This window comes from Hymenobacter sp. 5317J-9 (assembly GCF_022921075.1).
Lineage (GTDB): Bacteria > Bacteroidota > Bacteroidia > Cytophagales > Hymenobacteraceae > Hymenobacter.
In genome coordinates this window covers 4304126-4327901 of sequence record NZ_CP095050.1, presented here as the reverse complement: position 1 = coordinate 4327901, position 23776 = coordinate 4304126, and the positions used below count along the sequence as shown (strand labels likewise).

The window sequence follows — 23776 nt, the reverse complement described above, 5'->3', positions numbered from 1 at the left end:
CGCCAGCGCAATTCACCAGCGCCCCGGGCATGAGTTACGCCTTCTTCTTGATAACCAGCTTCTCGGCCTGCTTTTCCAGCATGATGCGGTAGAACTCGCGCAGCTGCACGTACTCTGCGGCGGCGTACACGGGCTTGCGCAGGGTGAGGCGGCTGGTGAGCTGCACCACGCCCGGGCTCACGGCGGCCACGCTGTAGAGGAAGCGGCCGCCTTGCTCGGGCAGCTCCACCACGGCGGGTTTAGGCATTTCGGCCAGCTCGTAGCCGGCGGGCAGCGTCAAGGTAATGGTCTGGGTGTCGTCTTTGGGCGCGCCGAAGTCGACGGGGAACAGCCGGTCGTCGTGGCGGAAGGGGTTCTGGTCGCTGATGAAATCGCGCAGCGGGCTCAGGTAGAGCGTGCCGGCGGGGTTGTTGTCGTCGGCCGGCTGGCTGAACTCGTAGTCCAAAGCCAGGGGCTTTTCCACGTTGTCGCGCTCAGCCACGGCAAACTTGGGCACCGTCCAGCCGGCGTGCGGGCGCGCCATTTCGCTCAGGTACTTCTTCTCGCCGAGGCTGGCCAGCTCGGCGCGGGCCTGGGCGCCGGCGTAGCCCGCGTGTTCTTCGTGCACCTTGCCGCTGAGGCCGCCCTTGTCGTCGAGCGTGAGGGCCACCTGCTGGTAGTGCACGTAGCGATGGCTGGGCACGAGGCTCACCCAGCGCCCGTTTTCCGACTTGGGCATGATGAGGCGGCCGCTCTGGTTGAGGCAGCGCTCGGGCAGCACGCCGCAGGGCAGCAGGGGCTCGGTGGCGTCCACCAGCAGGTCTTTGCCGTCGGCCAGCGGCACCAGGGCCACCACGTAGTTGAAGCGGTCCAGCATGGGCTGCGACTCGTTCACGCGGCCGTGGTCGCGGGTGCTGAGCAGCAGCGGATGGGCCTCCACGCCGGCGTCGCGCAGGGCGGCGATGAGCAGCAGGTTCACGTCGGCCGAGCTGCCGCGGTGCGCGTCAAACGCCTTGCGCAGCGAGCCCGTGGTGGAGTAGCGGTTGGTGCCGTCGTAGCGCACGGCGGCCATCACCAGCTGGCGCACGGCGGCGGCGCGGGCCGGCAGCTCGGGGTACTTGGCGGCTAGCGGCTTCACCTGCTCGCGCAGGAAATTGCCGCGGTTCATCTGCAGGCCGAAGTTCTCGTCGTTCAGCAGTTCCATGTCAATCTTGGGCCAGGAGCCGGCCACGTTCTGGTAGGCTTGGTTGGGAAACTGCATGCCGGCCAGCTGGAAGGTGATGCGGTCCACGTAATCGTCCGAGGTGGTCATGAAGGGCTCGTCGCGGAAGGCCGGCACGTTTTTCATGGCCCAGCGGTAGTTGGTCACGCGGCTCGTCACCACGTCGGTGCTGGGACCTTCGCGGCCGGTGCTGAACCCACTGCCCGTCGAGACGCCGCCCGAGCGAATGGAGTACTGGCCCGTCGATTCAGACTGGGTTTGCTCGTCGAGGGCGTGGTAGCCTTGCACCAGCATCTTGTAGTGGAAATATTCCGGAATCGAGGCCCGGAACTCACTCACGCGCACCGGAATCTCGCGCTGAAACGTCCAGTCCTGAAAATTGAAGAAGAAGTCCGACGTCACCGTGTAGTTGTACTCAACCACGGAGCCTTCGCGCACGTCGGGCAGGGTGAATTTGCGGATGCGCACGTTGGGCGTCCGCTCTTCCGTAAAAGAGGTGCCCACGTCGAGCTTGGTGGCCACCATCTTGCCGCCCACCATGTTGTAGGTGGTGCCGCGCAGGCCCGTGATTTTTTCCTGGCGCGTGTCGTGGTGGTACAGCGGTATTTCCACCGTGGCGGCGTCGAAACCGGCTTTCTTCAGAATCTTGATGCGCGTCACGCGCTCCGACTGCAGCTGGAAATCGTTGTTGATGAACTCGAAGCGGGTGGTGCCGAAGTCGCACAGTACCACGGCGGCCGCGGCGCTGTCCTTCACAAACGCCGCCGCCGTGAAGTCGGCCGGGTCGGGCTTGCCGTATTTAATGGGGGCGTTTTGGGCCCGTGCCCCGAAAGCGCCCAGCAGCGCGGCCCCCAGGGCCGCGGCAGACAGTAAAGTTTGTTTCATAAAAAATGAAGCAGATAAAATGGAGGATTAAGTGGTGGTAAAAAAGAGTGTAAGTCAGTTGGTAAAGCCCGTGATGGCCGTAGCCAATCAGCCGCCGGGCTTCTTCTGAATGACGAGCTTCTCGGCCTGATGGGCCATCAGCTGGCTGTAGAGCTCGCGCAGGCTGGCGTATTCCTGGGCCGCGTACACGGGCTTGCGGAGGTTGAGGCGGCTGGTGAGCTGCACCACGCCCGGGGCCGCCGCGCTCACGTTGTAGACGAAGCGGCCGCCCTGCCCGGGCAGCTCCACCACGGCGGGCTTGGGCACGCTCGCCAGCTCGTAGCCAGCAGGCAGCGTGAGGGTGACGAGCAGGGTTTCTTCCTGCGTCATGCCGAAGTCGACGGCATACGTTCGGTCCGGATGCCGGAAGGGGTTTTGGCCAGGGCCAAAGTCGCTGAGCGGGCTCAGGTAGAACGTGCCGGCTGCGGCGGTGCTGGCCGCCGGCTGGCTGAACTCGTAATCGAGCAGAAACGGCTTGTCCACGGTTTCGGCCTGGCTTGGCGTCAGCTTGGGCACGGTCCAGGCGTCGTGGCGCTGCTGCAGCCCCGCCAGCAGCTTCTTCTCGCCGAGGCTGGCCAGCTCGGCGCGGGCATGAGCGCCGGCGTAGCCTCCGTGCTCTTCGTGCACCTTGCCGCTGAGGCCGCCCTGGGCATCGAGCGTGAGGGCCACCTGCTGAAAACGCACTTGGCGCTGGGTCGGCACCAGGTCGACCCAGCGGCCTTCGGTCCCTTTAGCGGGCACCAGCCGGCCGCTCTGGTTGAGGCAGCGTTCGGGCAGCACGCCGCAGGGCAGCAGGGGCTCGGTGGCGTCCACCAGCAGGTCTTTGCCGTCGGCCAGCGGCACCAGCGCCACCACGTAGTTGAAGCGGTCCAGCATCGGAAACTCCTTGCTGATGCGACCGTGGTCGCGGGTGCTGAGCAGCACCGGCTCGGCTTCCACGCCGGCATCGTGCAGGGCGGCGATGAGCAGCAGGTTCACGTCGGCCGCGCTGCCGCGGTGCGCGTCGTAGGCTTTGCGCAACGGTTCCGTGGCGGCGTAGCGGTCGGTGCCGTCATAGCGCACGGCGGCCATCACCAGCTGGCGCACGGCCGCGGCGCGGTCAGTCACGGCCGGGTAGCGGGCGGCGAGGCCCACTACCTGGTCCTTGAGCGGGCCCGAGCGGTTAAGGCGGCCGCCAAAGTCTTCATCGGCCAGCAGCAGCGCGTTGATTTTGGGCCAGGTGCCGGTGAGGTCGTGGTAGTCATTTTCAGACCACTGCTCGCCGGTGAGCTCAAAATCGAGCCGGTCCACGTAGTCGCGGGCCGTCGTCATATAAGGCTCGGGGCGGAAGGGGGGCACGTTTTTGCGCACCCATTGGTGCTCTTCGGTGGTGGCCGTCACGGTCAGCGTGCCCGATGACGCGCCCGCGCTCAGGCCCCCTCCGGAAGGCACTTTGTCGTCGAGGCTCAGGCCCACCGTGCCGATGCGGGCCAGGTTCACGTCGAACGCCGGGTTGCCCTGGTAAATAATCTTGTACTTGTAAAACGTAGGAATGCTGACCCGATACTCGCTCCAGCGCACCGGAATGTCCTGCTGAAACGTCCAGTCCTGGAAGTTGAACAGAAAGTCCGAGCGCAACGTGTAGGCGTACTCAATCACGGAGCCTTCGCGCACGTTGGGCAGCGTAAATTTCTGGATGTTGTTGGTGGAAGTGCGCTTTTCCACAAACGTGCCCGTCGTCTCCAGCTTGGTTTTTTCGGCGGTGCCGTTCACCAGGTTGTAGGTGAAGCCGCGCAAGGCCGAAAGTTTCTCCTGGTTTCCGTCGCGGTGGTACAGCGGTATCTCGACGGTGGCGTAATTGAACCCGGCTTTTTTAAGGATTTTGATGCGCGTGATGCGCTCAAACACTACCTGCAGCCCGGCGCCTTTGCCTTCCATGCGCGAGCGGCCATAGTCGCAGAGCACCACGGCCGCGGCGCTGTCTTTGGCAAAGGGCGCGGCGGTCAGGTCCTGCTTATCGACCTGCCCAAACTTGATGGGCTCGGGTTGGGCGTGGGCCGTGTGCTGAGCCAGTATACCAACGAGCAGAGCGAGCAGCAGTTGCCGCACGCAGCAAAGCAGTGAAGAAGCCGACATCAACAAATAAGAAAGGGGTAGACAGTCTTTGAAACCCTAAAAATAGAAGAATCTATCTGAATTTCACAAACTATTCATCCTTGCCTTTTAGGGGGTTATACCACCTCTTCGGGCGAGGGCTCCGGCCGCGCTTCCGAGGCGCTTTCGTGGCTCACCGGACCGGTGCTCTTCACGCTTAGCAGGTAGCCAATGGCCGCCAGCACGCACAGCAGACTGAGGCCGTGGACGTAGGGCAAATGCGCGGCTTGGTTGGCAAAAATCCAGCCCGCCAGCAGCGCGCCCAGGCCGATGCCGATTTCGAGGGCGATGTACATGGTGGCCACGCCGCGGCCGCGGTGCTCGGGGTGGCTCAGGTCGATGGTCCAGGCGTAGAGCGTGGGCGAGTTCAGGCCCGTGCCCAGCCCAAACACCACCGCCCCGGCCAGAAACACCGGCACCGACGGGCACCACACCAGCAGCGCCAGCCCCGCGGCCAGAATGCCGGCCGACCACCGCAGCACCGGCACCCGCCCGTAGGTGTCCGACGACTTGCCCGCCACCAGCCGCACCGCCAGCGAGGCCGCCGTGTAGCAGATGTAGAACAGCCCCTTGGTGGAGCCGGCCAGGCCCAGCAGCCGGCTTTGGTCGGGTATCACGGTGAGCACGGCGCCGTAGGGAAACAGGCACAGGGCCGTGACCAGCGAGGGTGCCAGCACGCGCGGCTCGAATATTTCGTCCGATTTCAATCGGAGCAAGCCTAGGCCGAAGCGCCGCCGCTGGGCCCGGGGCAGGGTTTCGGTGAGCGTGCCCTGCACCAGCACCGAGAGCAGCGCCGCGCCGCTGGAGCAGTAAAACATGGCGTTGAGCGAGAACGTCTCGGCCACCCACGAGCCGAAGGCCGGCCCGAAAGCCATGCCCAAGGCCCCCGTCACGCCCAGCAGGCCCATGGCCTCGCCGCGCCGCTCCACGGGCACGATGTCGGCCACGTATGCAGCCGTGCCGGTGGGCTTGAAACCCGTGCTGAAGCCGTGCAGCAGCCGTAGCGTGAGAAAGCCCGACACGGTGAGGGCCCAGGGGTAGAAAAACCCGCACACAAAGCACACCAGCGAGCCAAATACCATCACCGGAATGCGCCCCACGGTATCGGCCAGCTTGCCCGAAAAGGGGCGCGAAATGGCCGCCGTGAGCGTAAACAGCGAAATGATGAAGCCTTTGTACTCGGCGCCGCCCAGCCGCGAGAGGTGCTCGGGCAGCTCGGGCAGCAGCAGGTTGAAGCTGGCAAAAAACAGAAACGACGACAAACACATCAGCCAGAAGCCGACGGAGTAGGTGCGGGAAGCGGAAGGGACCATAGGAGGCTGCAAAGGTCGGCAGGCGCGCGCACCCGTGCGGCGGCAGGAAGCTTTGAGTCGGAACCATGTGCCCGGGGGCGGTGTATATTGGCGAGTCTTTACCGTATATGCCCATGGAAGTCGCCAACCACACCTTCGCCGAAGCCACCACCACCGCGCCGTTCATCGACTACGCCATCTGCGTCGACGACGAAAACCGCCCCGCCCGGCACGTGGGCGACTGGCCCGTGAAGGGCCAGGTGTACCCCGTGCGCGTCACCGAGGGCAAGGCCGAAGGCACCGACCTCGTGCACGTGCTCAGCTTCCAGGGCGAGGCCCCGTACTACAACGCCTTTGCCCCGCACCGCTTCGAAATCATCGAGCGCGTGTGGCTGAACTAGCTTTTGTCACCTTCTGCATGATGTGCCCCGGCTGCGTCCCGCAGCTTTTGGAATAAACAGAAAACCCCGCCGCCGGCCTGGCTGCGGGGTTTTCTGTTTTAATTCAGCTTGCTTATTCCACCACCAGCATTTTCACCACCGTGCCGGCCGCCGTGCGCAGGCGCAGGGAGTAAATGCCCGGAGTAATGTCGGTGAGGGGCAGGGCGTGCGTGGCCGGGCCGGCCGGCAGCTCCCGCTGGCGCACCACCCGGCCCAAGGCATCGACCAACGCCGCCGACACCGGCTGGCGGCTCAGGCTCTGGGGCAGCTCCACCACGGCTTGGGTGCGGGCGGGGTTGGGGTAGAGGGCCACCTGCGCGGCCAGGGCAGCGGGGGCCGTACCCAGCGCCTGCTGTGCCCCAAATACCAACTCGAAGCGCGTGGGGCTAAGGGCCCCGGCAGTGGCCGCCGTGAAGCGGTAGGTGGGCGACTGGTGCAGGTTGGTGAGGGTGCCCAGCTGCAGGTCGCGCAGGTACACGGGCACGTTGGGCAGGTTCAGCAGCTGGCTGGCGGTGAGGGTGTAGGCGCCCGCCGCGGGCACGCTCACGGCCAGTGGTAGTGCATGCGTGCCGGGGCCCAGCGCCGGTTGGCCGTCGATGCTGAGCGGTTGGGTAGCGCTGCGAGCCATGGCCAGGTTCAGGCCGCTGGGGTTGGGCAGCTTGGCAGCGTCGAAGGCGGCGTCGAAACTGCTGGTGGCGCCAGTTTCGAAATATACGGTGGCCTCGTCGGTAAGCGGGCTGGCCACGCCCTGCAGGCTGAGCTGCACCAGCGGGCGGGTTTCGGCAGTGCCGCGCTGGAAGGTGGTGCCGTTGGGTGCGGTGAGGCGCTGGCTGTTGCGGAAAGTGAGGCTGGCCGCGCTCTGGCCGGCGGCCACGCGGGTGAAGAAGGCCTGGCCCACGGGCAGCACCGGGTTGCCCACGCCGTTCACGTAGCTGCGGTACTGGCCCGCGTACTGGGCCGTGCTGCCGTACACGTAAATGGCGCTTTCCAGGCCGGCGCGGTCGGCCGGGGCCACCAGCGAGTAGTCGAGCGGGGCGGGGTAGGGGTTGCCCAGCAGTTGCCAGCCGCCCTCGGCGTAGCTGGCGCGGCTGCTGGTCAGGGCCAGGGTCTGGTCGCCATTAGTGAGCGTGCCCACGAAGTCGACGAGCTGCGAAGCGCCGATGTTCACGGTGTAGCCGCGGCCCACGGCCAGCGGGTCGCTCAGCGCGGCGGGCGAGAAAAAACCTTTGTCGAAGTCGCTCATTGAGTTGGTGAGCGCCAGGCGGCTGTCGTCGTAGCCAAACACCGTTGGGAACGGCGTTACGCCGGCCGGCGCCGCGGCCGAGTTATAGTCCGGATTTGCCACCGGCGTGAAGGCGGCGGTGGCCAGGTCGGCCACCGTCGAATTGCTCACGGGCGCCGAATACTGCCGGTAGCCGGCGCCGGCGTTCTGGCCGGGGTCGATGGCGCGCTGCACCGTGGCCGCGCCCAGCACCGCGCCGCCGTTGTTCACCACCAGCGCGTCGGCGGCCACGCCGCCGCTCAGGGCCGAGAGCAGCGTGAGCGGCTTGCCGTTGGTGGTGAGGTTGCCCAATAGCGTGAGCACGCCCTGCAGGCTGGCCTCCGCGCCCAGCGTGGCCCCGCCCGCCCCAATGGTGAGGTTTCGGAAGGCGTCGGGGCTGGTGCCGCCGAGCAACTGGTTGGCGACGCCGCTGGTGGCCAGCGTGCCTCCGGTAGCCGCGAAGGTGCCGTTGTTGGTGAGGTCGCCGCTGAGGCTGAGCGTGCCGCCGCTGTGGCTGAGCGCGGCCCCCGCGGCAATGGTCAGGTGCTGGGCCGTGGCCGTGCCCGCCGCAATGGCCGGGTAGCGCGGCGCAACAGGAATAAGGGCATCGACGGTGGCCGTGGGCACGCCGGCAGTCCAGTTGGCGGTGTCAAACCAGTCGGTGCTCACGGCGCCCGTCCAGGTGCTGAGGCTGCCGGCCTCGAAAGCGCCGAGGTCGGGAGCCGCCCCGCGGTAGGGCAGGCCCACGTTCACGCCGGCGTCGATGAGGCCGCTGCCCGGCGCCAGGCGCAGCAGGCCGATGACGGGCAGGCTGCCGTCGGCCTGGCGCGGGGCGCGCAGCTGGGTGGTGTCGAGGCTGAGGAAGTCGGCCGCCGTCACGCCCGCCCCAATGGCGTTGTGGTCGAAGGTGCTGGCCGAGCGGCTGATGCTGAGCGTGTCGGGGCTGGAGGTGGAGCGGCCCCGGTAGCTGATGTTGTTGCGCAGGATGTGGCCGTAGCCGGGCACGTCCACCAGGTAGCCGCTGGCAGTTTTGTCCTTGCGGTTCACCATGTTGTAATTGGTGGCGTTCTGGTAAGCCGTGTTGTTATACCAGTAGCTGCCCGCCTGGTGGTGGTTGGAGTAGAAGCCGTTCGAGCGGTTGCGCACCGACAGGCACTGCTGCACGGTGTTGTTGGGCACCACGGCCGGGAAAGAAAAGGCCGTGCCGTAGCCGCCCGCCTTGAAGCCGTTGCCGTCGCCGCGGGTCACGAACTTCGGCGTGTAGCCGTTGTAGAAGGCCCAGCAGTTTTCAAACGTGGTGGCCGTGAAGGCCGAGATGCAGTCGTAGCCGTCGTCGCTGTTTTGCCAGGCCCGGCAGCCGCGAAACACGATGTTGGTGTAGTTGGCGTTGTTGGGGTGCGAACCGAAGCCATCCACGTTGCCGCCGTTCTTGGTGCCCGTGGTGTTGCCGTCGTTCAGGTTGTCGTTGTTGCGGTAGGCGTCGCAGTTGAGCACCAGCGTATTGCCGCCGCGCGTGAGGTAGAAGCCAATGGCCTGCCCGTCGTGCATGCTCAGCTGCTCGTAGATGTTGTTGCCGCCCGCCCCGCTCTGCGAAAAGCAGATGGACAGCGTGTTGGTGGTGGTGTTCACCACCGGCACGCGCACCCCCACCACTTCCAGCCCGCGGATGTGGATGTAGGAGCCCGTAATCTCAAACGCGCTGATGCGGTACGGCGCCGCAAACGCAACGGTGCCGTTGCTCACGGCTACGTTGGGGTCGATGTTGGCGTAGTTGAACACCGGCCGCTCGCCCGGGTAGGCCCAGTACTTGATGCGCCCGGCTGCGGCCGAGCCGCTTTTGCTCAGCTGCGTCACGTAGGCGTAGGGGCTCACGTAGTTCGCAATCTGCGCGCTTTGCATCAGGTAGGTGCCGCCGCGCACCCACACCGTGTCGCCGGCCGACACGGCCGTTTGGGCCCGCTGAATGCTGAGGAAGGGCGCCGCAATGGTGCCGCTGTTGGTGTCGCTGCCCGTGGGGGCCACGTAGTATTTCGCGGAAAATGCCGGGCCAAAGCTCAGGGCCAGCAGCAAGGCTAGGAGGTAACGATGAACCATAGTGCGTGGGATGGGAAAAGTTGATGCGGCTAACCTACGCGGCCTGTTTTCCAGCACCTTCCTGCACCGTCATGGGCCGCGGCGCTCACCTGCCGGCCCCTCAGCTACCGCACAAAAAAGCCCCGGCCATCGGCCAGGGCTTGTGCCTGTTTGCATTCGGGTGGTGCCTATTCGAGCAGGTTTTCGGGAGCCGGCGCCACCGTTTGGATGAAATATCCCGCCGAGCCGGCGCTCGCCGATGCACCGGTGGTGCCCGGCGCGCCGCCGTTGCCGCCGCAGGCCCCGCCGCCGCCCCCGGCGACGACTGAGGTGGTGGAGCCTGCGGCGGCCCCCGCCGACCCGCCCAACACCTGGACGGAGCCCGTCACGCTGGGCGAGGAGCTGGCCAGCAGCCGAACGATGCCGCCCCCGCCGCCGCCCCCGCCGCCTTCTCCGTTGCCGCCGTTGCCGTCGAAGGCACTGGCGCCATTGCCGCCATTGGCCTGGATGTTTCCTTGCAGCGTCAGGGTGCCTTTGGCTGCCAGCACCACCACACCGCCCGCGCCGCCGCCCGCGCCGGGGATGCTTTGGCCCGCGGTGCTGAGGTTGACAGCGGAAGTGCCATTGGCCTGAATAAAGCCTGTGCTGGGCACGTTCAGGTTGCCGCCGCATAGCAGTGCAAACCGGCCGCCGCCGTTGCCCCCGAGTTGCCACTGGCCACGCTGCGCAGCCCCGCGCCGCCGCCCAGGCTGCCGGCTATGGGCAAGCCCGCCGCCGTGAGCGCGCTAAGGCCAGTGCCGCCCGCCAGCCCACTGGGTGGCCCCAGCGCCACGCCCGCGGCCACTGCCTGCCCGCCCACTGCTCCGGCCACCACGGTGATGGCACCCGAAATAGTCGCGTTGCCGGTGCAGCGCAGCACCGTTCCGCTGGGCACTATCAAACTGCCCAAAACGGTGATGGTTGTGAACTGCAAGTTGGCGCCGCTGGGAAGGCTGCCAAGGGATGCAGAAAGGTCGAGGGTTTGGCCAGACGAGATGGTGAGGGCGCCCGCGCTGCCATCGCCGTAGCGGCCCAGGGCACCGCTGGGTCCCTGGGGACCAGTCGCGCCGGTGGCGCCGGTGGCCCCCGTGGCACCAGTAGGGCCTTGTGGTCCTTGTGGTCCTTGTGGCCCCGCGGGCCCGGGCGGCAGCGTCACGCTGCTGGTACTGGTGCCGCTGGTCAGCGTCAGGGTTTGGCTGCTAATGCCCAGCGTGGGCTGCGCCTGCGAGCCCAGTACGCCGGTTCCATCGGTGGTGAGCACGCGGGTGCCGTTACCGCCCAGCCCGTCGACGCGCAGGGTGCTGGCGGCGCCGCCCACGTGCAGCGTGGCCTGCGGAATAGCCACGCCAATGCCCACATTCTGAGCGTAAACGGCCAGCGGCAGGCCAAGGGTAAGCAAAGGAAGAAGCGTAAAACCTGCTTTCATAAACAGAAACAAGCGAGTTGGCTAATAAATATGGCCCAGCCCAAAAGCAATGATTGGGCAAATATATATCCCTGTTTATATCCAAAAAAGCCCCTGACGGCCATTTGAAGGCTTTTTGCCTGTCGGGACTGCGTGCGGCTGCCCATCCGTCCTGGTACAGCCGGGGCGGCTGTTTTGCCGCCCCATCAAGCCGGCAGCGGCGCCGGCCCTAGTCCAGCACCGGGCCCAGGGCCTCGCGCAGCGTCACGGCCCGGCGCAGCGAGCGGCGGCAGCAGTCGGCGCGCAGCAGGCACGCCACCAGGCATTCGGTGAGCTCGATGGCCCGGGCCATCGAGACGCGGCAGCGGCACTGCACCGCGTGCGGCACCCGGTGCCAGAGCTGCTCCAGGCGCTGTTTCACGGGTTCGTGCTGGTCGGCCAGCAGCTCGTCGGAGTTGTGGGTGAGCAGCAGGCGCACCAGGTAATACACTTGCGTGGGCAGCGGCTGGGTTAGCCGCTGGTGGCAGCACGAGAGGGGAGGGCACATGGCATAAAAGCTGGGAAGAAGCGTGAGACAAAGCGCCCTGCGTGGCAGGATGCTGCTTTCTGCTACACAATCGTACCAACCTGCCCCGCACGGCCGGGCTTATAAAAAATGTATTTTTCGTTCCATAAAAAACGGGCTTTTGTAGCGTGCTTTTTTGGCAGTTCGGCGGTGGTAATGAGCGGCAGCGCGCCCGGTAGACCGTCCGGGGTTCCGATGGGCCGTGATTCTTCAGAAGACCGGTCTTTGGGAAGGCTGGGTTTTTGAAGGGCATCGTTCCTTTGCCTTGGATGCAGCGCCATAACTTGCGCGGCTCTGCTGGTGCCAGCTGCATCTGCCACACCACTGGTCTGCGTCTTGCTGGCGCATTTGCTAACTCGTCCAACTGGTTCAGGCCCGTGCCGCAACCACCCCGGCCGAACCCCGAACGGCCTACTCCGCCAGGCCCGCCGCCCGCCCTATGACCCTCCTCCTGAGCTGCCTGCTGTTTTTCAACCTCCTGTGCTTCGTTCTCTTCGCCCGCGACAAGCGCAAAGCCCAACGCGGCCAGCGGCGCATTGCCGAAAAAACGCTGCACCTCGCTACGCTGCCGGGCGCAGCCCCTGGCGCGTGGGCCGCAATTCTACTGTTGCACCATAAGAACCGCAAAGCCGCTTTCTGGAGCGTTACCCTGGTGCTGACGCTGCTGCAAGGGGCGGTGCTCTATCTCGCGTGGCCCTGGTTGCCGGCCCCGCTTTAACCGGGCCAAACGCCTGCCGCGGCCTAGGCAGCCGGTGATGCGTTGGCGCCTCGTGCAGATGCCCCTGGGGTAAAACGCCGAGGCCGCGTGGCCCGTTATACCCCGAATTTCCCGCACAGTCCTTTCCCATGCCTGCCCACCTTGGCACCCTGCGCACCGGCACCAGCGGCATCGTGGTGCCCGGCCCCAAGGCCACCTTTCCGGCGGCCTACCAGGCCACGAGCCGCCTCACCTACTACGCCACTCTGTTTAATTCTGTGGAGATTAACAGCACCTTCTACCGCATCCCCCTGCCCAAAACGTTCGCGGCCTGGGCCGCGGAAACCGGCCCTGATTTTGATTTTACCATCAAGCTGTGGCGCGATATTACGCACGCCAAGGCGCTGGTCGAGGACCTCTCCGGCATTGCCCGCTTCCTGGAGGCCGCCCGGGAGCTGGGGCCCAAAAGGGGCTGCCTGCTCATTCAGTTTCCGCCCAGCAACACCATTCGTCAGCTACAGGCCGTCAATGTCGTATTGGCTGCCCTTGCCGCGGCCGACCCCGCCCACGAGTGGCGCAAAGCGGTGGAGTTTCGCCACCCCAGCTGGTACGCCGATGATGCCTTTGACATGCTGGACCACCACGGCGCCAGCCTCGTGCTGCACGACAAAGGCCCCGCCCGCAACGCCCAACTCAACGAGGGGGCCGGCTTTGTGTATATGCGCTTCCACGGCCCCAAGGGCAACTACCGCGAGTCCTACGAGCGCGACTTTCTGCATGACACGGCCGAGCAGATACACGACTACCTGCAAGAGGGGAAAGACGTGTATGCCTATTTCAACAACACCATGGGCGCCGCGTTTGAAAATGCCCAAGACCTGTATCGGCTGGTAGCGGAACGGGCCTGAGCCGTCCAACTCGTAGCACGGCCCGGCCGAGGCTTCCGCTGGGCCGGAACCGCCAGCAGCCCCCGCCGCTGGCGGGGCCGGGGCTGCTGGGGAAACGTTGAATCGTAGCCGGGTTTCTGAGACGCTGCCGGGGCTGCGGCGGCCGGTTGGTCACCTTTAGGAAACCGAGCCTATGCCTGTGGGGGCTTAGGTCTGGTGAACAGCAATGCCTTTCCCAGCGCTAAGCATCCGATGACCAAACAGGCGTTAGCCACGAATTGCCAGACGTGGTAAGCGTTAGGCGAGTAATACCCACCGAGTATGAAGTATTCCTTGAACTCGTATTGTAAGGGAAACTTGTCGTACACCTCCAAGCTAATGACTTTGTACTGTTCGTCCAACTTGTCAAAGACGTACCGCCCGTGTGTCAAATAAAACCCCAAGGGCAAGACTAACACCCACCACAAGCGAGGACGAAACCAGTTGCGCAGCATAATTGATAAGGTTAATTATCGGGGTCGTTCAGCAAAACGGCGGATTAAGCTGCTAGTTAGTGCTTAATTCCGAGCCTCTGAGTAGTCCCCTCACGCCCGCCTGTTAACCTGCCACTAAGACCAGAACCCAGCGAAGCGCCCGCTACCCCCACGACTAAGCGCCCCAACGCCACCAGAACCAAACCCGCCATCAATAAAAAAGGCCCTCACCGCAAAGTGAGGGCCTTTTTTGTGGTCGTACAAATCCGCCGCATTATAACTCGCCCCCAGTGGCCCTGCCGGCGCGAGCACCTTTACACCGTCCCGTCGGGTTTCGACGGGGTTTTCGCGGAGGCTTTGCCAGCGCGTTTGGGCAGGCCCCGCCGCTTGTTGGCCTCCTTGAAGGCCGCATAAAAGGCCGGCCACTGAAACGCCGGGTCCGTATCGGTGCGCTGGCCCTTGAGCAGCGTCTCCATCAGGCGCAGGGCGGCGCTGAGGCGGCGCAGCAGCTCGGGCAGGGCCAGCGTGGCCAGGCGCGGGGCGGCTTTGGCGTCGGTCTGGTCGTCGGCGGCGTCTTCGAACAGCTGGGCCGCGTCGGCCGGGGCCTGAATCACGGCATCGCTCAGGCGGTAGTCTTTGCGCACCTGGGCGGGCAGGGCCGCCACGGCCTTCACCAGGTCGCGCACGTGGTTCACGTCCTCGGTGGCCTCGCCGTAGCGCACGTCGGCGTAGGAGAGGGTGAAGGCCTGCTTCAACCCCAGCTGCCCGGTGGCCAGCGCGTAGCCCACCGCCTTGGCCGAGAGCGTGGCCGTGGCCTGCGCCATTTTTTCGCGGGCGTCGTCCTTGTCGGTCGTCGCGGGCGTGGTACGGGTGTCCTGGGTTTGCTGCTGGGCCTCGATGGCGGTCACCAGCTCGGCGCGGTCCGTGTTGGCGGCTTGCAGGGGCAGGAAGTCCGCCAGCTCTTTGGGATAATCGGCGGCGACCAGGCCCACGCGCTGGCCGCTGTCGAGGATGGAGGTGTCTTGGGCATCCATAAAAAGGGTAGTTGGGTTGGGAATGATGAGGCAGTAAGCTACCGATTCTCCCCCGTAGTAGGTAGGTATTCCTAACGTTGCGCCACTTGTCTTCCCCGCTATCCGCTCCTATTCGCCGTGGACGGGGTTTTAGCCGCCAAAAATTTGTTGGGGCCGGAGCCTGGCATGTAAGAGCGGCCACTTGGCGTGTAGGAGCAAGCCCGTGGCGTGTAGGAGCAGCCGCTTGGCGTGTAGGAGCATGCCCGAGACGTGTAGGAGGAGGCGCGAGATGTGTAGGAGCAGCCCCGTGGCGTGTAGGAGCAAGCCCGTGGCGTGTAGGAGCGCGCCCGAGATGCGTAGGAGCACGTCCGTGGCGTGTAGGAGGGGCCGCGTGGCGTGCAAGCGGCCCCGGCCGGCACCGCCAGAAGCCCCAGCCGCTGGCGGGGCCGGGGCTTCTTAGGCTACTCCACTGGATGAATGAGGGACCCTCGCAGACGCGCGCTGGCGGAGAATAATTTTCAGGTAGTAATTTAGAAGTCTTCAGAAAACCCACCGATAATTTGAACCGAGCCATTTTTTTCACTCTCTAGCCACCCCAATACTCCCAAACCGATGCGCGACGCTCTTTTATTCGCCGGAAAAGCACTGTTGGGCATCTTGGTTGGCTATGTGCTGCTGTTAGTCACCATCCGCGTCGTAGCACACCAAATGCAAAAGGCAACAGTCGAAGAAAGAATCCAGACCTACAACGGTAAGCGAATCAAGCCTTAATGCTCCTTTTGATGTACTACTAGCAGTGCCTCAAAGCTGAGTGCCAAATTAAGCTGCTATAATACTGGAAGAGTTTAAGAAACTGGTTTACGAATCAACGTTTACGAAATGTCACGAAGGCATGAGTTTCGTAAACGTCAGCAGCTCTTTAAAACGTCCGTGTGCTAAAGCTTTTTTGGCGCACATAAGCAGGCGCGTGGCTGTAGCGCAGGCTACAAAGCCCACCACCCCCTGCCAAAACGGCCGCCCCCCAAACCCGGCCCCAACCTTGCCCACGCCCGGGCCATGTTTGACTTCCTGAAATCCATCTCCGCCAAGAACCCCAACGCCGGGCGCGGCCCCGAAAAGCCCGCCGTGAGCGTGCGCGAGCGGGTATCGGCCCCGGCCGGAACCGCAAGCAGCCCCAGCCGCTGGTGGGGCTGGGGCTGCTGGGGAAACGGTGAGTCATAGCCGGGTTTCTTGGCCGCTGCCGGGGCGTTGGCGCAGTTAAGGAAACCGAGCGTTTCAATCTTGCAGAGGTATTCTGATGAGTCCTTCGATTATCTGCATGGCAACCCCGTGGCCTTGTAGTTGCTGAAAAATGGCGGGGGTGTGGTCAATATGCTTGGGAGGTACGAGCCGGCCGATGTGCCATATTTCCACAGGGTCGAGTTCAATCCATTCAATCTCGCGCTTCGGGACGGGCCCATAGGAAGATGCTTCGATATACCCAGGAACCGGCAGGATAAACCATCGGGCCCACGCCGAAGGCGCATCATGATTCCGTAGCTTAGCCCGCGTGGCAATGGGGAAATCGGCGGTTAGCTTATCAATGACTTCTTCAACTTTCATAACGATTCAAGCCATGTGTACCCTTGTTGCAGACAATATGAAGCAGGGGCTTTAATGGGAGGAAGCTAAACGCTTTCTCAAAATAAAATGCGGATTAATGCAGCACTTCTGGCCTTGGCGTTTTCTTGAAATATTCTTGCGGAATGATCCAAATCGCCGGTTTGAATCGCTCCTCTTCGACGGGCTTTCCTGCTGGGTCGTTGCCGCCAAACCATACGGCAATATGTTCTTCTGGAATGTCCTCGTCTCCGTAGGGGCCAGCAAGAGCCACGACGATACACAATAGACCATCAAATTCTAAGAAGTCGCCTACTTGAATGTTGGATTCCATAATTCAATTGGGTAAAACGGTGGTTCAAGCTGCTAATTAGTGCTTAATTCCGAGCATTCGAGCTTCTCCCTGCCAAAACGGCCGCCCCCCAAACCCGGCCCCAACCTTGCCCACGCCCCGGCAATGTTTGACTTCCTGAAATCCATCTCCGCCAAGAACCCCAACGCCGGGCGCGGCCCCGAAAAGCCCGCCGTGAGCGTGCGCGAGCGGGTATCGGCCCTGCGCCACCTGCCCGCCTTCCTGAAACTCATCTGGGCCACCAGCCCCGCGCTGGCCTCCGCCAACCTCGGGCTGCGCCTGCTGCGCGCGTTTCTGCCGCTGGCCACGCTCTACGTCGGCCGCCTGATTATCGACGACGTGGTGGCCCTCACCAAGCTGCCCGCCCCCGCCCGCCAGCTCACGCCCGTGCTCACCCTCGTGGGCCTCGAGTTCGGCCTCGTGCTGCTCGCCGATGCCCTGGGCCGCGGCGTGGCCCTGCTCGATTCGCTGCTCGGCGACCTCTTCGCCAACCAGTCCTCCATCCGCCTCATGGAGCACGCCGCCCGCCTCGACCTCGACCAGTTCGAAGACAGCACCTTCTACGACAAGCTCGAGCGCGCCCGCCGCCAAACCCTCTCCCGCACCGTGCTCATGAGCCAGGTGCTCAGCCAGGGCCAGGACTTCATCACCCTCGTGCTCCTCGCCGGCGGCCTCGTCGCCTTCCAGCCCTGGCTGCTGGGGCTGCTGCTGCTGGCCGTGGTGCCCGCCTTCCTCGGCGAGTCGCACTTCAACGAGCGCAGCTACTCCCTCTCGCACTCCTGGACGCCCGAGCGCCGCGAGCTCGACTACCTCCGCCAAACCGGCGCCTCCGACGAAACCGCCAAGGAAGTCAAGATTTTCGGCCTCTCCGATTTCCTCATCGGCCGCTTCCGCACCCTCTCCGACGACTTCTACCGCCAAAACAAGTCCCTCGTGCTGCGCCGCGCCGGCTGGGGCACGCTCTTCGCCGCCATCGGCGCCGCCGGCTACTACGGTGCCTACGTCTACATCATCGCCCGCACCGCGGCCGGCAGCATCTCGCTCGGCCAGCTCACCTTCCTGGCCGGCTCCTTCGCCCGCCTGCGCGCCCTGCTCGAAGGCATCCTTAGCCGCTTCAGCTCCGTGGCCGACGGCGCCTTGTATCTCCAGGATTTCTTCGACTTCTTTGCGCTCCGGCCGCGCATTGTCATGCAGCCGCGTCAGACAGAACGGCCCATTCCCTTCCCGCGCCCCATTGAGCAGGGGTTTGAGTTTGAAAACGTCGGCTTCCAGTACAAGAATGGTACAAAATGGGCCATTCGCAACCTCAGCTTTACCCTAAAAGCTGGCGAAAAGCTGGCCCTCGTGGGCGAAAACGGCGCCGGCAAAACCACCCTCGTCAAGCTCCTGGCCCGCCTCTACGACCCCACCGAAGGCCGCATCCTGCTCGATGGCCACGATTTGCGCGAGTACGACCCCGCCGAACTGCGCCAGGAAATCGGCGTCATCTTCCAGGATTTCGTGCGCTTCCAGCTCCCCGCCGGCCAGAACCTCGCCGTGGGCCGCATCGAGGAGCGCCACAACCAGCCCCGCATCGAAACCGCCGCCCACCAAAGCCTCGCCGACGCCGTCATTGCCAAGCTCCCCGGCGGCTACGACCAGATGATAGGCCGCCGCTTCAACGGCGGCGTGGACCTGAGCGGCGGCGAGTGGCAGAAAATCGCCCTCGGCCGCGCCTACATGCGCGACGCCCAGCTCCTCATCCTCGACGAGCCCACCGCCGCCCTCGACGCCCGCGCCGAGTACGAAGTCTTCCAGCGCTTCAAGGAGCTCACCCAAGGCAAAACCGCCGTCCTCATCAGCCACCGCTTCAGCACCGTCCGCATGGCCGACCGCATCCTGGTCATCGAAAACGGCCAGTTCGTGGAAATCGGCTCGCACGAGGAACTGCTGGCCCGCGGCGGGCGCTACGCGGAGCTGTTTCAGCTGCAGGCGGCAGGGTACCGATAAAGAACGATGTAGACGCAATATTTTGCGTCTCGTCGTTGAACGACTTGCGCCGGAACGACGCCTGAACGACGCAGGCGGCGCGGTTCGGACCGTTCAACGACGAGACGCAAAATATTGCGTCTCTACCGCGTTCGGCGCTTGCGCACTCCGGCCAGTTGCGCCAGTTATGGGGCTAAATACGCTTGCTATCCCAGGTAGGCAGCGATGCCGCCCCGTGCTACCGATAAGCTTTGAATATCAGGTGGGTTTACGTAACTTGGGGCTACGTATCTCTGTCTTGGTATCCATGAGCAACCTGTTGCGTCTTTGCTTCTCACCAGCGGCCTACGTGAGCCGGGTTTGCCCCGCGGCCAGCGTTTTCGGCCGGTGGTTGGCCGGCGCCCGGGCGCCGGCGCAGAGAGCTGCCGGGGGCCGCACTTTTTTTCGGGACTCAGCCGTGTTGCGGCCAACCGCCGGGCCTTCGGCGCCGAGTGTATGGGCAGTGCGCCGCCCAAATCGGACAAGGGTGTCAACCCAGCGGCTTTTTTCGTAAAACCAGGCTAACCCTCAGTCCGTTGAGCGGTTGTTTTTCGTATTCAGGTTTCAGCTTACCGTAAAATTCCCCAAGATGACCCGTCGTATTTTTACTCTGCTTGCCCTCGTAAGCTTCGCGGCGATTTTCGCCAGTTGCATGACCACCCGCGAAGCCCGCGTCGACTCCGATTACAGCTACCGCGGCAACTTCCGGCGCTACCGCACCTACGATTTCGTGACCGGCACCGGCCTCACCTCCGACAGCAGCCGCCTGGGCCAGTCGCTGCGCGAGGCCATTCAGCAGCGTTTCATGGCCCAGGGCTACAAGCTGGCCCGTCGCCGCCCCGACATGCTGGTGAATTTCCGGGTGTACGAGGGCGACATGAACTTCCACGGCTTCCAGCAGGAAGACCTGAGCCAGTGGATTAAGCGCAACATCGAGGAAGACGACGACACGCCCCGCGAAGACCGCCAGGGCTACCAGCCTGTGCGCCTGCTGCTGGCCGAAGGCACCCTGCTCGTCACCCTCATCGACGTAAAAACCAACCGCGCCGTGTGGAACGGCTATGCCTCCGGCGTGACCGTGCCCGAAGGCCCCATGGGCGAAATCGTGCTCAAACGCTCCGTGCGCTCCATCCTCGACCGCTACCGCGTCTTCACCGAAGAATTCGCCAACGGCAACATAACCCCCAGCGGCGCCAGCGACTCGGAACGTTAAGGATGCCTGCGGCTTGATAGGGAATGAAGGAACGTCATGTCGAGCGCAGCCGAGACATCTCGCGTGTGGTAGTAATCCAATCGACAGGAGTAGTGGTGGCACGCGAGATGTCTCGGCTGCGCTCGACATGACGTTCCTATAGCTCGCTGCTCCGCCGCACCCGAATCAGCTCAGCCGCGATGCTGATGGCAATTTCCTCCGGCGTCTGGCTGTGAATGGGCAGGCCGATGGGGCCGCGCAGGCGGGCAATAGCTTCGGCCGAAAAGCCTTCTTCCCGCAGCCCGCGGCGCAGTTCGGCCACCTTGGCCACGCTGCCCATCACGCCTAGGTAGCGGCAGGAGCGGCCCAGCAAGTGGCGCAGCACCACGGTATCGGTGCGGTAGCCCACGGTCATCACCACCACGTAGCGGTGCGCGCCGGCGGGTATTTCGGCGGCCACGTGCTCGTAGTCGATAACGCGCCGATGGTGGGCCGCGTCGTTGGCGTCCAGCGTGGGTAAATCAGTTCGGTCGTCGAGCACCGTCAGCTCAAAATCGAGCGCGGCCAGCACGCGCGACAATGCCAGGCTGACGTGGCCGCCGCCCACAATGGTCAGCTGGTCGCGGAAGCCCAACTGCTCGCGGTAAAGCCAGTCCGGACCGGGCTGGAAAGCATAAAACAGTGCTTCTTCAGTTTCTTCAGCAGCGGTCGATTTCTCTGAAGCAGCTGCGTGCAGCTGCAGGCCCATCGTCGGGCGGATGCTCACCGAGCCTCTGCCGCCAGATTGCAGGCGGTTGGCAATGGCCTCCACCGTGGCCAAATCGGCAAGACCGAACGGCCACAGCAGCACCTCCTGCTCGCCCGAACACATCATGCCCGAACGGTCGGCCGGCGCCTCCCGCCGATGAATCTGGGGGCGCAGCAGCGGCGCGGCGTCGGTTTCGCGCAGGCGCTGACGGGCCAGTTCCACCCACTTGTGCTCCATGATGCCCCCGCCGATGGAGCCGGCCACCACGGCATCCGTCACCGCCATTTTGAAGCCCTGGCGGCCGGGGCTGCTGCCTTCGCTCCGCACCACGCACAGCAGCGCCACGGGCGTGCCGGCTCGCAGGCTGGCCGCCGCCAGCATCCAAACGGGCAAGTCGCGGGGAGGGGAAGGCATGGGGTTCTGCGTTTGATGAAGAGCGAGAAACAGAAGAACGTCATGCTGAGCGCAGTCGAAGCATCTCTACCGCTTCGTTGTAAATACATGAATTACTACTGCAGTAGAGATGCTTCGACTGCGCTCAGCATGACCGTTATTATTCGTTATTGATTTTTTGCGCCCTGATTAATCCAGCAGGCAATGAGGTCGCGCTCCTCCTGGGTAATCTGGGTTTTGTTGTTTTGCGGCATCGTTTTCGTCACCACCACGCGTTGCATGATTTTGTCTTTCAGGCGAATAATGTCCTCAGGCGTGTCATACACCACGCCATTGGGCGGCGACTTAAACACGTCGTCGGTGGGGTGGGAGGAGTGGCACTGAATGCAGCGCTTCTGCACAATCAGGCTCACCTGGCTCATGGGGATTGCCTGGGCGCAGGTATTGGCGTTGCCCCCGGCTACCCCACCTGACTGGGCGGGCGGGGCCGTCACGAATACCACGCCCAGCAGTACGGCCACGGCGGCGGGCAGCACCCACACGGCCGTATCGGTCTGGTGCTTTTCGCGCAGGTTTAGCCAGTGCTTCACGCCGGCGGTGCCCAGCGTGATGGCCGCCAGAATGGCCCAGGGGTAGGAGTGCCCGAAGGTGCTGGGGAAGTGGTTGCTGACCATCACAAACAGCACCGGCAGCGTGAAGTAGTTGTTGTGCAGCGAGCGGGCCAGGGCGTTTTTGCCCAGCTGCGGGTCGAGCGGGGTGCCTTCGGTGGCGGCCTTCACCATGGCTTTCTGAGCCGGGATGATGGTGAAGAAAACGTTGCCCACCATGAGCGTGCCCAGCATGGCGCCGAAGTGGATGTAGGCCGCCCGGGCGCTGAACACCTGCGCGTAGAAAAACGCAAACCCCGTGGCCAGAATGAACCCCACCACCTTGAACCACGGACTGCGCACAAACTCGGTGCGGCACAGCCCGTCGTAAATCAGCCAGGCCGCCACAAACGAGCCCACCCCAATGCCCACGCCCGCCAGCGGCGAAATGTCGAGCACGCGCGGGTCAATCAGCATGGAACTGGCGTTGAAGTAGTATACCACAAACAGCAGGCTGAAGCCCGACAGCCAGGTGAAATAGGCCTCGTATTTAAACCAGTGCAGGCTTTTGGGGATTTGCTTGGGCGCCGTTTTATACTTTTCCAGGTAATAAAAGCCGCCGCCGTGCACGGCCCACAGGTTGCCGGCCAGCTCTTCGCGCACGTTGTCGGTGCGGTTGAGGGCGTTTTCGAGGAACACGAAGTAGAACGAGGCGCCAATCCAGGCAATGCCGAAGGTGATGTGCATGAGGCGCACCACAATGTTGAGCCATTCCATGATGTGGCCCGACCACGGCGAGTCGCGCGCCAGCACGTAGCAAATGCCCACCGCCGCGATGACGGCCAGCAGAATCAGCGCATAGGAGTAGCCTTCCAGAGTGGCGCCGCCCTCGCCCACGGCGCCGCCGTTAGGCCGCGTTTTGGCCACCCGCTGCAACGCATAAATGACGCCCAGCAGCAGCAGAAACGTAAGAATCAGGGCAAGTAGGGTAACGTATTGGAGCATATGGGAAAGCGCCGAGAGCGTATCGAAAAAAATTAGAACGTCATGCTGAGCATTCTGCGCATCAAGCAGAATGCTCAGCATGACGTTTCTTTTCCTTTCAATTTAATTGAACCGGGAAAAAGCCCCCAATTTAGCGCCAAATTCCCCACTCATGTCAACCCTCGCTTTGCGCAGCCAGCGCGTCGTCACCCCTGAGGGTGAGCGCGCCGCCACCATCCTCATCGAAAACGGCCGCATCAGCGCGCTGCTGCCCCACGACGCCGACGTAGCCGGCGCCGAACTGCTCGACGTGGGCCACCACGCCGTGCTGCCCGGCGTCATCGACCCGCACGTGCACATCAACGAGCCGGGCCGCACCGACTGGGAGGGCTTCGACACGGCCACTCGCGCCGCGCTGGCCGGCGGCCTCACCACCTTGGTAGACATGCCCTTGAATTCGGCGCCCGTCACCACTTCGGTCGCGAACCTGGAAATCAAGCGCGCGGCCACGCTGGGTCAGCTGCACTGCAACGTGGGTTTCTGGGGCGGCGTGGTGCCGGGCAATGCCGACGAGATAGAGCCGCTGATTGCGGCCGGCGTGCTGGGCTTCAAGGCCTTCCTGACGCACTCCGGCATCGACGATTTTCCGAACGCCACGGAGGAAGACCTGCGACGGGTGATGCCCATTCTGGCCCGCCACGGCCTGCCGCTGCTGGTGCACTGCGAATTATCCGAAGACAACGACGCCTGGAAGCAGAACGACCACCGCTCGTACCCCAACTACCTGGCCTCGCGGCCCAAGGCATGGGAAGACGAGGCCATTGCCCTGATGATTCGGCTGTGCGAGGAAACCGGCTGCTGGGTGCACATCGTGCACTTGTCGTCGGCCAATTCCATTGCGCCCATTGCCGCCGCCAAGGCCAAAGGCCTGCCCCTGACCGTGGAAACCGGCCAGCACTACCTCTATTTCAACGCCGAGGATATTCAGGACGGTCAGACGCAGTTCAAGTGCGCGCCGCCCATCCGCGAAAAAGCCAATAATGACCAGTTGTGGGCCGCGCTGCAAAGTGGGATTATTGATTTCGTGGCCACCGACCACTCGCCCGCGCCGCCCGACCTTAAGCAAATGGCCAGCGGCGACTTCACCACGGCCTGGGGCGGCATTGCCTCGCTGCAATTTGCCTTGCCGGTGCTCTGGACGGCTGCCCGCCAGCGCGGCGCCACGCTCTCCGATATTGTGAAGTGGCTGAGCGCCAACCCGGCCAAGCTGGCCAGCCAGCGCCAGCGCAAGGGCCAAATCGCCGTGGGTTTCGACGCCGATTTAATCGTTTTCGACCCCGAAAAGACCTTTGAAGTCACCGAAGACCTGATTCAGCACAAACACAAAGTGTCGCCTTACATTTGCCAGGAATTGGCGGGCGTGGTGGAATTAACGTTGATGCGGGGCGAACAGGTTTTTCGGCGCCCGAATGTCCTCCGCCCCAACCACGGCGAACTCTTAACCCGGTAGC

The 23776-nt window shown here is 64.0% G+C and carries 20 protein-coding genes; 8 read left to right on the top strand and 12 right to left on the bottom strand.

What is annotated here, in order from left to right; genetic code table 11:
• Nucleotides 1-34: 34 nt before the first annotated feature.
• From MUN81_RS18145 to MUN81_RS18135, 3 genes are all read right to left on the bottom strand, one after another.
• Nucleotides 35-2086, bottom strand: a complete 2052-nt coding sequence (locus MUN81_RS18145; protein WP_245113028.1) for a DUF3857 domain-containing protein — start codon at nt 2084-2086, stop codon at nt 35-37.
• An 87-nt stretch (nt 2087-2173) separates the two neighbouring features.
• The gene (locus MUN81_RS18140) at nt 2174-4213 is read right to left on the bottom strand and encodes a DUF3857 domain-containing protein (RefSeq protein ID WP_245113026.1); all 2040 of its coding nucleotides are present in this window, start codon (nt 4211-4213) and stop codon (nt 2174-2176) included.
• Between the two features lie 122 nt (nt 4214-4335).
• Complete coding sequence (locus MUN81_RS18135; RefSeq protein ID WP_245113017.1) at nt 4336-5571, bottom strand: MFS transporter; 1236 nt, start codon at nt 5569-5571, stop codon at nt 4336-4338.
• A gap of 113 nt (nt 5572-5684) precedes the next feature.
• Between MUN81_RS18135 and MUN81_RS18130 the strand changes: the two genes are divergently transcribed.
• On the top strand, nt 5685-5951 hold the full coding sequence (locus tag MUN81_RS18130; RefSeq protein ID WP_245113015.1) for a hypothetical protein: 267 nt from the start codon (nt 5685-5687) through the stop codon (nt 5949-5951).
• Between the two features lie 112 nt (nt 5952-6063).
• Here the strand turns inward: MUN81_RS18130 and MUN81_RS18125 are convergent, their stop codons facing one another.
• The 4 genes from MUN81_RS18125 to MUN81_RS18110 form a co-directional block, all read right to left on the bottom strand.
• Entirely contained in the window at nt 6064-9345 is a 3282-nt protein-coding gene (locus MUN81_RS18125; protein ID WP_245113013.1) for a T9SS type A sorting domain-containing protein, read from the bottom strand.
• A 167-nt stretch (nt 9346-9512) separates the two neighbouring features.
• Nucleotides 9513-9977 carry a hypothetical protein gene (locus MUN81_RS18120; RefSeq protein WP_245113002.1) on the bottom strand — a complete coding sequence of 155 codons (465 nt, stop codon included), beginning with the start codon at nt 9975-9977 and terminating at the stop codon, nt 9513-9515.
• A 2-nt stretch (nt 9978-9979) separates the two neighbouring features.
• Nucleotides 9980-10762 (bottom strand): hypothetical protein, encoded by a 783-nt coding sequence (locus MUN81_RS18115; RefSeq protein ID WP_245117451.1) that lies wholly within the window; start codon nt 10760-10762, stop codon nt 9980-9982.
• A 235-nt stretch (nt 10763-10997) separates the two neighbouring features.
• Nucleotides 10998-11315: a hypothetical protein gene (locus MUN81_RS18110; RefSeq protein ID WP_245113001.1), complete on the bottom strand. Its 318-nt coding sequence runs from the start codon at nt 11313-11315 to the stop codon at nt 10998-11000.
• 457 nt (nt 11316-11772) lie between these two features.
• Between MUN81_RS18110 and MUN81_RS18105 the strand changes: the two genes are divergently transcribed.
• Both MUN81_RS18105 and MUN81_RS18100 read left to right on the top strand, forming a co-directional pair.
• Nucleotides 11773-12051: a DUF1294 domain-containing protein gene (locus MUN81_RS18105; RefSeq protein WP_245112999.1), complete on the top strand. Its 279-nt coding sequence runs from the start codon at nt 11773-11775 to the stop codon at nt 12049-12051.
• 128 nt (nt 12052-12179) lie between these two features.
• Nucleotides 12180-12938: a DUF72 domain-containing protein gene (locus MUN81_RS18100; protein ID WP_245112997.1), complete on the top strand. Its 759-nt coding sequence runs from the start codon at nt 12180-12182 to the stop codon at nt 12936-12938.
• Between the two features lie 766 nt (nt 12939-13704).
• Here the strand turns inward: MUN81_RS18100 and MUN81_RS18095 are convergent.
• Nucleotides 13705-14424, bottom strand: coding sequence for a hypothetical protein (locus MUN81_RS18095; protein WP_245112995.1), 720 nt, complete (start codon nt 14422-14424; stop codon nt 13705-13707).
• A gap of 591 nt (nt 14425-15015) precedes the next feature.
• Here MUN81_RS18095 and MUN81_RS18090 point away from each other — a divergent pair.
• Together MUN81_RS18090 and MUN81_RS18085 are read left to right on the top strand one after the other, a co-directional pair.
• Nucleotides 15016-15174, top strand: a complete 159-nt coding sequence (locus MUN81_RS18090; protein WP_245112994.1) for a hypothetical protein — start codon at nt 15016-15018, stop codon at nt 15172-15174.
• Between the two features lie 285 nt (nt 15175-15459).
• Nucleotides 15460-15624, top strand: a complete 165-nt coding sequence (locus MUN81_RS18085; protein ID WP_245112992.1) for a hypothetical protein — start codon at nt 15460-15462, stop codon at nt 15622-15624.
• A gap of 54 nt (nt 15625-15678) precedes the next feature.
• Here MUN81_RS18085 and MUN81_RS18080 read toward each other — a convergent pair whose 3' ends face one another.
• Nucleotides 15679-16005 carry a DUF6678 family protein gene (locus MUN81_RS18080; RefSeq protein ID WP_245112990.1) on the bottom strand — a complete coding sequence of 109 codons (327 nt, stop codon included), beginning with the start codon at nt 16003-16005 and terminating at the stop codon, nt 15679-15681.
• Between the two features lie 94 nt (nt 16006-16099).
• On the bottom strand, nt 16100-16336 hold the full coding sequence (locus MUN81_RS18075; protein WP_245112989.1) for a hypothetical protein: 237 nt from the start codon (nt 16334-16336) through the stop codon (nt 16100-16102).
• A 123-nt stretch (nt 16337-16459) separates the two neighbouring features.
• Between MUN81_RS18075 and MUN81_RS18070 the strand changes: the two genes are divergently transcribed.
• Both MUN81_RS18070 and MUN81_RS18065 read left to right on the top strand, forming a co-directional pair.
• Entirely contained in the window at nt 16460-18343 is a 1884-nt protein-coding gene (locus MUN81_RS18070) for an ABC transporter ATP-binding protein (protein WP_245112987.1), read from the top strand.
• A gap of 670 nt (nt 18344-19013) precedes the next feature.
• A complete protein-coding gene (locus tag MUN81_RS18065) occupies nt 19014-19574 on the top strand; it encodes a DUF4136 domain-containing protein (RefSeq protein WP_245112986.1) in 561 nt (186 codons plus the stop codon).
• A 136-nt stretch (nt 19575-19710) separates the two neighbouring features.
• Here the strand turns inward: MUN81_RS18065 and MUN81_RS18060 are convergent, their stop codons facing one another.
• A complete protein-coding gene (locus MUN81_RS18060) occupies nt 19711-20715 on the bottom strand; it encodes an XdhC/CoxI family protein (RefSeq protein ID WP_245112985.1) in 1005 nt (334 codons plus the stop codon).
• Between the two features lie 146 nt (nt 20716-20861).
• Entirely contained in the window at nt 20862-22286 is a 1425-nt protein-coding gene (locus MUN81_RS18055) for a urate hydroxylase PuuD (RefSeq protein WP_245112984.1), read from the bottom strand.
• 151 nt (nt 22287-22437) lie between these two features.
• On the opposite strand from MUN81_RS18055, the gene allB reads away from it, so the two are divergent.
• On the top strand, nt 22438-23775 hold the full coding sequence (allB, locus tag MUN81_RS18050; protein WP_245112982.1) for an allantoinase AllB: 1338 nt from the start codon (nt 22438-22440) through the stop codon (nt 23773-23775).
• Nucleotide 23776: the final 1 nt, after the last annotated feature.